The sequence below is a fragment of the Pseudomonas sp. T8 genome (assembly GCF_024610635.1).
GTDB lineage: Bacteria > Pseudomonadota > Gammaproteobacteria > Pseudomonadales > Pseudomonadaceae > Aquipseudomonas > Aquipseudomonas chlororaphis_I.
The window spans coordinates 1,978,302-1,990,906 of sequence record NZ_CP102374.1; the positions used below are offsets into that span (position 1 = coordinate 1,978,302).

Below are 12,605 nucleotides of genomic sequence, written 5' to 3' on the forward strand. Positions count from 1 at the left end.
ATTCGACCGGGGCAGTGTAACGGATTGCTCAGGCGGATTGGCGCGCTTGCAGACTGCGGCCGGCCAACAGCGTCAGCACGCCCTCGATCACACGTGGGTCGGCCAATACGCGCTGATGCCCACCTTCCTTGAGGCGCAACAAGCGGCTGTCGAACCAGGCCTCGTGGATCAGCTCGGATTCCTTGACCGGGACAAAGTTGTCGTCTTCGGCATGCACGATCAACCCGGGCATATCCAACTGGTAGTGCGCGACATCCATGGCCGCGGCGCGCATGCCGACATCCTGCTCCACCTGGCGGATAAAGGCCGAGCGCGCCTTGGGCGGCAGGCGCACATAACGGGCGAAGCCGCGCAACACACCGAGTATCCGCGCCGGGGCGGCGATACTGACCAGGGTCTCGGTACGCAAGCCCAGTTGCACCGCCAGCATGGCGCTGGCGCCCCCCATGGAATGGCCGATGACCGCGCGCAGCGGCGGCAACTCCGCGGCGGCTTCGAGCATGGCCCGGGCAAACAGCATCACATTGGCCTCGTGACCGGGAGAACGTCCGTGAGCGGGACCATCCAGCGCCACAACGCTGTAACCGGCGCCCACCAGTGCATCGATCAGGCTGGCGAATTGCGTCGGGCGCCCTTCCCAGCCATGCATCAGCAGCACCGCCGGCCCCTGGCCCCAGCGCAATGCCGAGAGCCCGAACCGCAGGGTGATGCGCTCCGAACGCGCCAGCAGCGGCAGCTCCCAGTCACGCGGCAGCCGCTCGCGCGGCGTCATGAATGCCAGCCGCATCTTGCTGGCGACCAGCTTTGGTGCAACCCAGCCCAAGGTGCCATTAACGCCACGAACCCAACTTAACGTGCTCATCGCTCCTCTCCTCAGGCCAGCGCCTCAGGTCATAGCACCGCCGACTTGGCAGCGCGCAGTAAACGGTCCGACAGCTCACCGGCTCCCAGCGCCCGGGCCAGGGACAAGCCACCCACCATCAGGGCCAGGTCGGCCAGGGCCTTGTCGATGTCTTCAGGCGTGGTCGCCAACTGAGCCAGCATCAGCTCGATGTGTTCATTCAGGACTCTGCGGAAATCATCCGGCAGGCGCCCCATCTCACCGACCGATGCGGGGATCGGGCAAGCCTGCTCGGTGGAATCGCGGTGTTTGCGCGACAGGTAGAACGCCGCCACCAGCGCTCGCCGCTCTTCGCCGGTCAACGACGCATCCATATCGGCGATCAGGCCCCGGCGCTGGGCCAGCAATTGACTGAACGCTTCCAGCATCAGCGCGTCCTTGCTTTCGAAATGCGCGTAGAAGCCACCGACCGTCAGGCCCGCGGCGCCCATCACTTCGCCCACGCTCGGCTCGGCCGGGCCACGTTGCACCAGCGCGGAGCTGGCGGCCTGGAGAATGCGTTCGCGGGTTTGAGCTTTTTTATCGTTCATCGTTGCCTCCGAATATTACGATCAAAATATTATTCTCATAATAAATTTTCGCAAGTCGTTAGTGTGACCGCCGGTCAGAAGAACAGTGTGGGGAGAAAGGGAGAATTGGCCAAACGCCAGACAAACAAAAGGGCCATTCAATAATTGAATGACCCTTATAAATCCCGCAGAGCGGGTAATCGTGGCGTCCCCTAGGGGACTCGAACCCCTGTTACCGCCGTGAAAGGGCGGTGTCCTAGGCCACTAGACGAAGGGGACACAAACCCTTCTATACAACTGATCAGTGCTGAGATCTGATCGATTCAAGGCCGGTGTGGCCAAACCTTGAACTGTAAATTGGTGGAGCTAGACGGGATCGAACCGTCGACCTCTTGCATGCCATGCAAGCGCTCTCCCAGCTGAGCTATAGCCCCGGATTTTTCGCCTCGCGGCGGAGCGACATCTTGCAACATCGCTTCTGTAAAACTGGCGTCCCCTAGGGGACTCGAACCCCTGTTACCGCCGTGAAAGGGCGGTGTCCTAGGCCACTAGACGAAGGGGACGCAAACCCTTCTAACAACTGATCAGTGCTGAGAACTGATCGATTCAAGGCCGGCGTGGCCAGACCTTGAACTGTAAATTGGTGGAGCTAGACGGGATCGAACCGTCGACCTCTTGCATGCCATGCAAGCGCTCTCCCAGCTGAGCTATAGCCCCTCATCGTTGATGTCATCGCTGAGGACGGGGCGAATCTTAAGGGCGTATCGGAAGGCTGTCAAATTTTTTTTCAGCTTTTTTTAAAAAAATTTGCCGGCATAACAATCACTTACCGCCCTCCCCCGTAAATCCGGGGCTTTTGCGGACCGTTGTGCCCTCCGCCAACGACCGCAATTTCACTTCTTGCGCAGGTCCGCGGGAGCCAGCATGCCGGCTCCCGCGAATCAGAGTGCTGAATCAGGCGATCGCGCCCAGCAGTTTTTCCCACTCTTTGTTTTCTTTCTTCGACACGCCACCCAGCAGGTCGATGGCCTGGCGCAGGCGGAAACGGGTCAGGTCCGGCCCCAGGATTTCCATGGCATCGAGCACCGAGACCGAGCTGGCCTGACCGGTGATCGCGGCGAACATCAGCGGCATGGCATCACGCAGCTTCAGCTCCAGGGATTCGACCACGGCCTGGATGGTCGCGGTGATGCTGTCCTTTTCCCACTGACGCAGGCTTTCCAGCTTCCACAGGATCAGTTGCATCAGCTGCCGTACCTGGTCGCCCGACAGCTTCTTCGATTCGAACAGCTTGGCATCCGGGGTCACGCCACCGGCGAAGAAGAACCCGGCCAGCGGTGCGATCTGGCTGAAGGTTTCCACCCGGCCTTGCACGTGCGGCGCGATCTTCATCAGGTATTCAGGGTTCAGCGCCCAGGTCTGCACGCGGCTGGCGAACTCTTCCACCGGCAGGTCGCGCAGCCACTGGCCATTGAGCCACGACAGCTTCTCGATATCGAAAATCGGCCCCCCCAGGGAGACGCGCGACAGGTCGAAGTTGTCGACCATTTCCTGCAGCGAGAATTTCTCGCGCTCGTCCGGCATAGACCAGCCCATACGGCCCAGGTAGTTGAGCATGGCTTCCGGCATGAAGCCCATGCGCTCGTAGAAGGTTACCGAGGTCGGGTTCTTGCGCTTGGACAGCTTGCTCTTGTCCGGGTTGCGCAGCAGCGGCATGTAGCACAGCTGCGGCTGCTCCCAGCCGAAATACTCGTAGAGCAGAATCAGTTTCGGCGCCGAAGGCAGCCACTCTTCACCACGCAATACGTGGGTGATGCCCATCAGGTGGTCGTCGACCACGTTGGCCAGGAAGTAGGTCGGCAGGCCATCGGTCTTCATCAGCACCTGCATGTCCATGCGATCCCACGGGATCTCGACATCGCCACGCAGCATGTCCGGCACCACGCAGACGCCTTCGCTCGGCACCTTCATGCGGATCACATGCGGTTCGCCAGCGGCCAGGCGGCGGGCGACCTCTTCCTTGGACAGCAGCAGCGCGCGGCCGTCGTAGCGTGGCGTCTCGCCACGGGCCATCTGCTCGGCGCGCATCTGGTCCAGCTCTTCGGCGGTGCAGAAGCACGGGAAGGCATGGCCCATGTCGACCAGCTGCTGGGTGTACTTCTGGTAGATCTCGCTACGCTCGCTCTGCCGGTAAGGGCCGTGCGGGCCGCCCACGTCCGGGCCTTCGCTCCAGTTGATGCCCAACCAGCGCAAGGCGTCGAAAATCTGCTGCTCGGACTCGCGGGTCGAACGCAGTTGATCGGTGTCTTCGATGCGCAGGATGAACTCACCGCCGTGCTGCTTGGCGAAGCAGTAGTTGAACAAGGCGATGTAAGCGGTACCTACGTGGGGATCCCCGGTAGGCGATGGCGCGATGCGCGTGCGGACGGTGGTCATGGCATGTCTCGGAAAGAATATGAAAAGCGAAGATCAAACAAGAGGCGAATGGTAACAGGCGATGCCGGCCCCGCTCCAGTGAGCAGGGCATTTAAGCCAAGGTCGGGGCTAATCGAAACGAATCTGTAGCCGCTGCCGCAGGCTGCGATAGGTCCGCAGGACCTCCAGCGATTTCAAGAATGCCAAGGCCGTAAGGGCCGATCGCAGCCTGCGGTAGCGGCTACAGGCAGCAATTGCAGATCAGACCGTCAGCAAACGCTCGCGCAGCTTGCCGATTTCGTCGCGCATCTGCGCCGCGGCTTCGAACTCCAGGTCGCGGGCCAGTTGGTACATCTTCTCTTCGAGCTGGCGGATGCGCTTGGTGATCTCGCTGGGCGAACGCAGTTCGTTTTCGTAGCGGGCATTTTCCTCGGCGGCCTTGGCCATGCCCTTGCGCTTCTTGCTGCGCGAACCGGGCACGGTGGCGCCTTCCATGATGTCGGCGACGTCCTTGAACACGCCTTTGGGGGTGATGCCATTGGCCAGGTTGAAGGCGATCTGCTTGTCGCGACGGCGCTCGGTCTCGCCGATCGCCCGTTCCATGGAGCCGGTGATGCGGTCGGCGTAGAGAATCGCCCGGCCGTTGAGGTTACGCGCGGCACGACCGATGGTCTGGATCAACGAGCGCTCGGAACGCAGGAAACCTTCCTTGTCCGCATCGAGAATCGCCACCAGCGACACTTCCGGCATGTCCAGGCCTTCGCGCAGCAGGTTGATCCCCACCAGCACATCGAAGGTGCCCAGGCGCAGGTCGCGAATGATCTCGACCCGCTCCACGGTGTCGATGTCCGAGTGCAGATAACGCACACGCACGCCGTGATCGGCGAGGTAATCGGTCAGGTCCTCGGCCATGCGCTTGGTCAGGGTGGTCACCAGGACCCGCTCTTCCACGGCCACGCGCTTGGTGATTTCCGACAGCAGGTCATCGACCTGGGTCAGCGCCGGACGCACTTCCACCTGCGGGTCGACCAGGCCGGTGGGGCGAACCACCTGCTCGACCACCCGGCCGGCATGTTCGGCTTCATAGTTGCCCGGCGTGGCCGAGACAAAAATGGTCTGCGGGCTGACCCCTTCCCATTCGTCGAAGCGCATCGGCCGGTTGTCCAGCGCCGAGGGCAGGCGGAAGCCGTACTCCACCAGGGTTTCCTTGCGCGAACGGTCGCCTTTGTACATGGCGCCGACCTGCGGCACGCTGACGTGGGACTCGTCGATCACCAGCAAGGCGTCCGCCGGCAGGTAGTCGTACAGGGTCGGTGGCGCCGCCCCGGCCGGCCGTCCGGACAGGTAGCGCGAGTAGTTTTCGATACCGTTGCAGTAACCCAGCTCGAGGATCATCTCCAGGTCGAAACGGGTGCGCTGCTCCAGGCGCTGGGCTTCCACCAGCTTGTTGTTGCTGCGCAGGTATTCCAGGCGCTCCTGCAACTCGACCTTGATCCCCTCGATGGCATCCAGCAGGGTTTCCCGCGGCGTCACGTAGTGGCTCTTGGGATAGAAGGTGAAACGCGGCAGCTTGCGGATCACCTCGCCGGTCAGCGGGTCGAAGGCGGAGATGCTTTCCACCTCGTCATCGAACAGCTCGATGCGGATCGCTTCCAGGTCGGATTCCGCCGGGTAGATATCGATCACATCGCCACGCACGCGGAAGGTGGCGCGGGCAAAATCCATGTCGTTGCGGGTGTATTGCAGGTCGGCCAGGCGGCGCAGCAAGGCGCGCTGGTCGAGCTTGTCGCCGCGATCGACGTGCAACACCATCTTCAGATAGGTTTCCGGGCTGCCCAGGCCGTAGATGCAGGACACCGTGGTGACGATGATCGCGTCCTTGCGCTCCAGCAGCGCCTTGGTCGCCGACAGACGCATCTGCTCGATATGGTCGTTGATCGAGGCGTCCTTCTCGATAAAGGTGTCGGAGGACGGCACATAGGCTTCCGGCTGGTAGTAGTCGTAGTAGGAAACGAAGTACTCCACCGCGTTGTTCGGGAAGAACGCCTTGAACTCGCCGTACAGCTGCGCGGCCAGGGTCTTGTTCGGCGCCAGCACCAGGGTCGGGCGCTGCACCTGGGCGATCACGTTGGCGATGCTGAAGGTCTTGCCCGAGCCGGTCACACCGAGCAGCGTCTGGTGCGCCAACCCGGCCTCGATGCCCTCGACCATCAGGCGGATGGCTTCCGGCTGATCGCCGGCGGGCTGGAAGCGGGTGACTAGCTGGAATTCAGACATAACGTACCTCTGGGTTCACTCCAGCACGACGCCGCCGCACAGGAACGAGAAAGACCGCAAACGACGAGTGTCGCAGGGAAAATACTGGATTGTGCTGGATGTGGAGGCAAATTCCACAGCTTTCAAGGTAAAGCTCCCAAGCCCCTCTACGACTTTGACGTTGCAATAAGACTAACGGTCGAAAAATAAACCGAAAAACTTGCCGGAAAAGCCCTTTCAGCTGTCGCCGCGCACAGTGATGTGCCTCTATACTAGCTCCCCGTTTGTGCACCGCTCTAGTGCATTCGGCTGGAGCGCGACACGTCCCTCCACACTCCATTCAGAGCCGCCGTAATAATGAGCCTGTTCTCCGCTGTCGAAATGGCACCACGCGATCCTATCCTGGGCCTCAACGAAGCATTCAACGCCGATACCCGTACCAACAAGGTCAACCTGGGGGTCGGTGTTTACTGCAACGAGGAGGGGCGAATTCCACTCCTGCGCGCCGTTGTCGAAGCCGAGACGATCCGCGCCGCTCAACATGCTTCCCGTGGCTACCTGCCGATCGACGGTATCGCCGCCTACGACCAGGCCGTGCAGAAACTGCTGTTCGGCAACGATTCGCCACTGCTGGCCGCCGGTCGCGTGGTTACCACCCAGGCCGTCGGCGGTACCGGCGCACTGAAGATCGGTGCCGACTTCCTCAAGCAGCTGCTGCCTGACGCAGTCGTGGCCATCAGCGATCCAAGCTGGGAAAACCACCGCGCGCTGTTCGAAACCGCCGGCTTCCCGGTGCAGAACTACCGCTACTACGACGCCGCCACCCACGATGTGAACCGCGTCGGCCTGCTGGAAGACCTGAATGCCCTGCCAGCCCAGTCGATCGTGGTCCTGCACGCCTGCTGCCACAACCCGACCGGCGTCGACCTGAGCCCGGAAGACTGGAAAAACGTGCTGCAGGTGATCAAGGCGAAAAACCTCGTGCCGTTCCTCGACATGGCCTACCAGGGCTTCGGTGACGGTATCGCCGAAGACGCCGCCGCCGTGCGCCTGTTCGCCGAATCGGGCCTGACCTTCTTCGTCTCCAGCTCGTTCTCCAAGTCGTTCTCGCTGTATGGCGAGCGCGTTGGCGCCCTGTCGATCGTCAGTGAGTCGAAAGAAGAAAGCGCGCGCGTGCTGTCGCAAGTCAAACGCGTAATCCGCACCAACTACTCCAACCCGCCGACCCACGGTGCAAGCATCGTCGCCGCGGTGCTCAACAGCCCGGAACTGCGCGCCCAGTGGGAAGCCGAACTGGCCGAAATGCGCCTGCGCATCCGCGGCATGCGCCTGCAGATGGTCGACCTGCTGGCCAAGGGCGCGCCACAGCGCGACTTCAGCTTCGTCGCCCGTCAGCGCGGCATGTTCTCCTACTCCGGCCTGACCGTCGATCAAGTGACGCGCCTGCGCAACGAGTTCGGCATCTATGCCCTGGACACCGGCCGCATCTGTGTGGCCGCGCTGAACCAGAGCAACATCGACGTCGTGACCAAGGCCATCATCCAGGTGATCTGAGCCACGTGCGGTGAATGAAAAGGGGGAAGCTTTCAGGCTTCCCCCTTTTTTGTGAGCCGCCCTCGCCGGCCCGATGCCCACTAGACTGAATCCAGCTTTCCTTCTTCCCCATCGCTTCCCTATCGAGAATCCCCATGAGACACGACGACCTGCGAGCCGACCGCGACGAACTGGACCACTTCCCCCGCCCGCAGAAACGCGAAAAGAACCTGGTCCTGCAAATTGCCCTGGGGGTATTTCTCGGCGGCCTGGCGCTGTGGCTGGTGCAACTGGCCGCCACCTCGCTGGCCGCGAAGTTCATGCTGGGCACCTTTACCTTCGGCGGTTAAGGGCGCTCAACCGGCCAGTTCAGCGCTGCGCTGGCTGGCGGCATCATCGAACGCCACATACAGCGACTCGGCAACCTGGCCCTTGATGGCCTTGGTGCTTTCCAGCCCCAGGACAAAACCCTCGGCCTTGCCACCTGCACGGTTCAATTCAGCGGCCGATCCGGCCTGGGTAATGGCGTCCCACAGTTTCATGGCCTGGGGACCGACGCCTTTGGGCAGGCTGATTTGCTCGATGCTCATAGGGCCTCCTCAGACAGAGGCGACAGGGCAAGCACTACGGCGGGTAAAAACTTGAACAGGGTCATGAGCGTTACCTTTTCGGCGAGAAGCCGGGAGCGCGTGAAACCACTGCCGGGGCGCCATGGTAGACCTGTGCCGCGGTTCCGGTAACCGCCAACGGGCAAATAGCCGCGGATTGGCGTCGTGACCAGGACCAAACAAGCCCACCCAAGCCAAACTTTGTTTTTGGATGCTTGACTTCTCCTTTTTAATCAGTAAGATACGCCGCATTCCGCGATAGCTCAGTTGGTAGAGCAAGTGACTGTTAATCACTGGGTCCCTGGTTCGAGTCCAGGTCGTGGAGCCATATTCCTACACTGATTAGCCAGCAATACTTCCAGGAGCGCCCTGCTCCTACGGCGAATCAGCTCAGCGTCACCCTCCCCCAAGATCGATTCACCGCATGCCAGATCGGCATGCGGATAGGCGTTTGCGCTGCGCCCGATTCCGGCCTGTCTCCGATTGCCTGTCTCCGATTGCCTGTCTCCGATTGCCTGACGCCAGCGCCTGAAGTAGGCTGTGCCCCTTCTCACGCCAGCCGTCACGACTCATGTTTTTTCCCGCACAGTCCCATCACAGTTTTCTCTCGATGAGCCCATCGCAGACCTTCGCGATGTCGCAATCCGACTGCGCGATCAATCGACGCCGCCGCAGCGTGCTGTTCGCCTTCACCTTCTCCCCTCACGCCTGACGCCACCGTTGCGTCCGAACCCGGCGCGGAGCTGATGCCGCAGCGGCCCTTGCCCGCCGCGTACAGATCCATCCGCCGCTTTGCACCGCAGACTCCCGGCCCGGCCTACGCCTGCGTAAGTCGAACCGGAACCCTGCCCGAACCAAAGCGCCGCGCCACCGCAAACCGTCTTTGAGCGCCCGACTCGTCGGGCGCAGGTGTCTTCCATGAACAAAACCCTGTTGGCCGCGCTGATCCTCGGCATCTCGATTGTCGGCCTGAGCATCGGCTCCACCGTGCCGGTCATTGCCTTGCGCCTGTACCAGGCCGGCGCCTCGAACACCCAGATCGGCATCATGTCGGCCCTTCCCGCCGCCGGCATGATGCTGTCGGCGTTCCTGGTGAACGGCCTGTGCCAGAGACTCAGCCGCCGGCAGATCTACCTGCTGTGTTTCAGTCTGTGCGCCCTCAGCATCGGCGCCCTGGAAATCCCCGGGATCAGCCTCACCAGCCTGGGGCTGGCGCGGATCGTCATGGGCTTCGGCGCCGGGCTGATCATCATCCTGGGGGAAACCTGGGTCAACGAGATGGCCACGGACACCGTGCGCGGGCGGGTGATCGCGGTCTACACCACCTGCTTCACGGTGTTCCAAATGATTGGCCCGGGCCTGGTGGCCCTGCTCGGCACCGAAGGTCCAGCAGTGATCGCCAGCGTCAGCGCGGGTTACCTGCTGGCCATTGCGGTGATCTGGCTGACCCTGCCACGCCAGCGCCCTGTCGCCGCCCACGCCGAGAACAAGAGTTTCTCGGTACTGGGCTTTATCCGGGTGGCGCCGGCGCTGTGCGTGGGCATCCTGTTCTTCGCCTTCTTCGATACGGTGGTTCTCTCGCTGTTTCCGGTCTACGCCGCGACTCACGGCTACGCCATCAAACTCGCGGCGCTGATGGTCAGCATCATTCTGCTGGGGGATGCGGCGTTCCAGTTTCCCCTGGGCTGGCTGTCGGACAAGGCCGGACGCGCTGCCATCTACCTGGGTTGCGGCGTGGTCTCGTTGGTGATCGGCCTGGGGCTGCCATTGCTGATGAACTACCCGGCGCTGCTCTGGCCGAGCCTGGTGATACTCGGCGCGGCGGCTGGCGGGGTGTATACCCTGGCGATCATCCTGATCGGCCAGGAATTCAGCGGCCCCGACCTGGTCACGGCCAATGCCAGCGCGGGGTTGTTGTGGGGTATCGGCAGCCTGCTGGGGCCGCTGCTCAGCGGCGCCGCCATGAGCGGTAGCGCCCACGGCCTGCCCTTGGCGCTATCAGCGGCCGCCGCCGTGGTGGTGCTGTTCGCCTTGTCGCTGGTCCGGCAAGGACTGCCGGACCGGGTCGCGGAGTAACCAGCCGCCAGCCTGGACTGATTGCGGCCAGCCTGGCGACTCGATCAACCGGCCCTAGACCTTGCTGGCTTGGACCGCGCCCGAGACATGGGCCGAGGGCTGATGAGCAGCCGCAGAATGCTCGCCATGGGACGTATCCACCACCGGGATCTCGTTACCCTCGGCATCGTGCAGCTTGCCGCCGCTGAAATAATCGCCTTCACGCAGCGCCGCCAGGTCCTGGTAACGCAGGGTGCGCTCGGACGCCACGGCGAACACCGACTGCTGATCCGAGTTGCCCAGGGTGAAGTGGTTGAACGTCAGGTTCAGCGCGATGGCCATGATCGCCGACGAGCTGATGCCGGAATGGAAGATGGTGGCGAACCAGCTTGGGAAATGGTCGTAGAAATTCGGCGCAGCGATGGGAATCATGCCGAAGCCAATCGAGGTGGCGACGATGATCAGGTTGACGTTGTTGCGGTAGTCGACCTTGGACAGGGTCCGGATACCGCTGGCCGCCACGGTGCCGAACAGCACGATACCGGCACCGCCAAGCACCGAGGTCGGCACCGCGGCAATCACCCGCCCCATGAACGGCAGCAGGCCGAGGATCACCAGGAACACCCCGCCGGTGGCCACCACATAACGGCTCTTGATCCCGGTCACCGCCACCAGCCCGACATTCTGCGCGAAGGCGCTCTGGGTAAAGGAACCGAAGATCGGCGCGATCATGCTCGACAGCATGTCGGCGCGCAGGCCATTGCCCAGACGCTTGGAGTCAACCTTGGTGTCGATGATCTCACCCACCGCGAGGATGTCGGCCGAGGTCTCCACCAGGGTCACCATGACCACGATGCACATCGACAGGATGGCGGCGAAATGAAAGGTCGGCATGCCGAAATGAAACGGCGTCGGGAAGCCGAACATCGGCCCCTGGGTGACCATGGAGAAATCGGCCATGCCCAGGAACACCGCGATAATCGTCCCCACCACCATGGCCAGCAGGATCGACAGCCGCGAGATGGTCGCGCTGCCGATCTTGCTCAGCAGCAATACCAACACCAGGGTGATTGCTGCCAGGCCGATATTGGCCATGCTGCCGAAGTTTTCCGCATGGCTGTTGCCACCCATGGCCCAGCGCGCGGCCACCGGCATCAGGGTCAGGCCGATGGTGGTGATCACGATGCCCGTGACCAGCGGCGGAAAGAACTTGGTGATGCGTGAAAACACCGGAGTGATCAGCAGACCGATCAGCGAGGCGGCGATCACCGCCCCGAGAATCGACTGGAAGCCCCCTTCGCCACCGCTGCTGACAATCGCCACCATGGTCGCCACGCCCGAGAAGGACACGCCCTGGACCAGCGGCAACTGACAACCGAAAAACGGCAGGCCGAGGGTCTGCAGGAGTGTCGCCAGGCCGCCGGCAAACAACGACGCCGCGATCAGCAGACCGATGTCCGCCGGGGCCAGGCCAGCAGCCTGGCCGACGATCAAAGGCACCGCAACGATACCGCCGTACATGGTTAGAACATGTTGCAGGCCGTAAGCCATATTCGCGCCAAGACCGAGGTTTTCATCTTCAGGCCGTTGCGGTGAAACAGAGGGCGTTTTCATGGTTGGGGGGTTCCCTGGTTTTTGTTATGGGGCACACTGTATTCAACAGTAGAGACAAATGTCTATAGAGTTGTATACACTTTATTCGACACAGCCCAACCTCATAAAACCGCGATACCCGATAACCCGCCCCCGCCTTTCACCTGCCGAACACTGCGCCAGACACCCTGATAGAATCCCCCGCCTCCAAAGGGCGCCTACCCAGGCAACGCCCTTCGTCTACGCATGGAAGCGCTTGAATGAATCATCTATGGCAAACCTTTATCCTCGCCTATGGCAGCTTCCGCACGGTCGTGGCCTTACAGGGTTTTGTCCTGGCCATGTACAGCGCCAGCTTCACCGACAGCCTATGGCAAGGGTTCTGGGCTGGCCTGGGGACCTTTGCCCTGTTCGTCGCCGGCGGCGCGATATTCGGCTTTCTGCCCATGGCGCTGGTGTTTACCCCGCTGTACGCCCTGCTCTGCGCCAAGGGCCTGGCCAATTGGCTCAGCAGCCTGCTGCTGGGATTGACGATTGCCGGAGTGCTCTGCCTTCACCCAGCCTTGCGTTTGCTGATGCCGCTCTGGCTGCTGGACAGTGCATTGATTGCGCTGCTGACTCACTGGACGTATCGCCGGCAGTTGAAGGATGGTGATGAGCAGATGCCTTTATGGCGTTGACCCTGAGCTGCCCGGGGGCCTTGCTCAGCAAAAGACTGCTCAGCCTGGAAGGAAT

General features: G+C 62.1%; 10 protein-coding genes and 5 tRNA genes. 5 read left to right on the forward strand and 10 right to left on the reverse strand.

Annotated elements, in window-relative coordinates; translation table 11 throughout:
* Positions 1-28 precede the first annotated feature (28 nt).
* From NRG23_RS08690 to uvrB, 8 genes are all read right to left on the reverse strand, one after another.
* Positions 29-862, reverse strand: a complete 834-nt coding sequence (locus NRG23_RS08690) for an alpha/beta fold hydrolase (protein WP_016704921.1) — start codon at positions 860-862, stop codon at positions 29-31.
* Between the two features lie 29 nt (positions 863-891).
* Positions 892-1,431 (reverse strand): TetR/AcrR family transcriptional regulator, encoded by a 540-nt coding sequence (locus NRG23_RS08695; RefSeq protein WP_009048089.1) that lies wholly within the window; start codon positions 1,429-1,431, stop codon positions 892-894.
* 182 nt (positions 1,432-1,613) lie between these two features.
* A tRNA-Glu gene (locus NRG23_RS08700) sits at positions 1,614-1,689 on the reverse strand.
* Positions 1,690-1,768: 79 nt separating this feature from the next.
* A tRNA-Ala gene (locus NRG23_RS08705) sits at positions 1,769-1,844 on the reverse strand.
* Between the two features lie 53 nt (positions 1,845-1,897).
* Positions 1,898-1,973 (reverse strand) — tRNA-Glu (locus NRG23_RS08710).
* Positions 1,974-2,051: 78 nt separating this feature from the next.
* Positions 2,052-2,127: transfer RNA gene (locus tag NRG23_RS08715), tRNA-Ala, on the reverse strand.
* 237 nt (positions 2,128-2,364) lie between these two features.
* Complete coding sequence (gene gltX, locus NRG23_RS08720) at positions 2,365-3,846, reverse strand: glutamate--tRNA ligase (RefSeq protein ID WP_007922014.1); 1,482 nt, start codon at positions 3,844-3,846, stop codon at positions 2,365-2,367.
* A 240-nt stretch (positions 3,847-4,086) separates the two neighbouring features.
* Positions 4,087-6,102 carry an excinuclease ABC subunit UvrB gene (uvrB, locus tag NRG23_RS08725; RefSeq protein ID WP_007923725.1) on the reverse strand — a complete coding sequence of 672 codons (2,016 nt, stop codon included), beginning with the start codon at positions 6,100-6,102 and terminating at the stop codon, positions 4,087-4,089.
* A 336-nt stretch (positions 6,103-6,438) separates the two neighbouring features.
* Here uvrB and NRG23_RS08730 point away from each other — a divergent pair, with 336 nt between their 5' ends.
* Both NRG23_RS08730 and NRG23_RS08735 read left to right on the forward strand, forming a co-directional pair.
* A complete protein-coding gene (locus NRG23_RS08730) occupies positions 6,439-7,635 on the forward strand; it encodes an amino acid aminotransferase (protein ID WP_009048088.1) in 1,197 nt (398 codons plus the stop codon).
* Between the two features lie 134 nt (positions 7,636-7,769).
* Complete coding sequence (locus tag NRG23_RS08735) at positions 7,770-7,964, forward strand: hypothetical protein (protein WP_009048087.1); 195 nt, start codon at positions 7,770-7,772, stop codon at positions 7,962-7,964.
* 6 nt (positions 7,965-7,970) lie between these two features.
* Here NRG23_RS08735 and NRG23_RS08740 read toward each other — a convergent pair whose 3' ends face one another.
* Complete coding sequence (locus NRG23_RS08740) at positions 7,971-8,204, reverse strand: hypothetical protein (protein ID WP_009048086.1); 234 nt, start codon at positions 8,202-8,204, stop codon at positions 7,971-7,973.
* A gap of 270 nt (positions 8,205-8,474) precedes the next feature.
* Here NRG23_RS08740 and NRG23_RS08745 point away from each other — a divergent pair.
* Together NRG23_RS08745 and NRG23_RS08750 are read left to right on the forward strand one after the other, a co-directional pair.
* Positions 8,475-8,550 (forward strand) — tRNA-Asn (locus tag NRG23_RS08745).
* 590 nt (positions 8,551-9,140) lie between these two features.
* Positions 9,141-10,298, forward strand: coding sequence for an MFS transporter (locus NRG23_RS08750; protein WP_198919990.1), 1,158 nt, complete (start codon positions 9,141-9,143; stop codon positions 10,296-10,298).
* A gap of 54 nt (positions 10,299-10,352) precedes the next feature.
* On the opposite strand, the gene NRG23_RS08755 is transcribed toward NRG23_RS08750, so the two are convergent.
* A complete protein-coding gene (locus NRG23_RS08755) occupies positions 10,353-11,891 on the reverse strand; it encodes a nucleobase:cation symporter-2 family protein (protein ID WP_257374369.1) in 1,539 nt (512 codons plus the stop codon).
* A gap of 239 nt (positions 11,892-12,130) precedes the next feature.
* Between NRG23_RS08755 and NRG23_RS08760 the strand changes: the two genes are divergently transcribed.
* The gene (locus tag NRG23_RS08760) at positions 12,131-12,550 is read left to right on the forward strand and encodes a hypothetical protein (RefSeq protein ID WP_041988511.1); all 420 of its coding nucleotides are present in this window, start codon (positions 12,131-12,133) and stop codon (positions 12,548-12,550) included.
* Positions 12,551-12,605 lie beyond the last annotated feature (55 nt).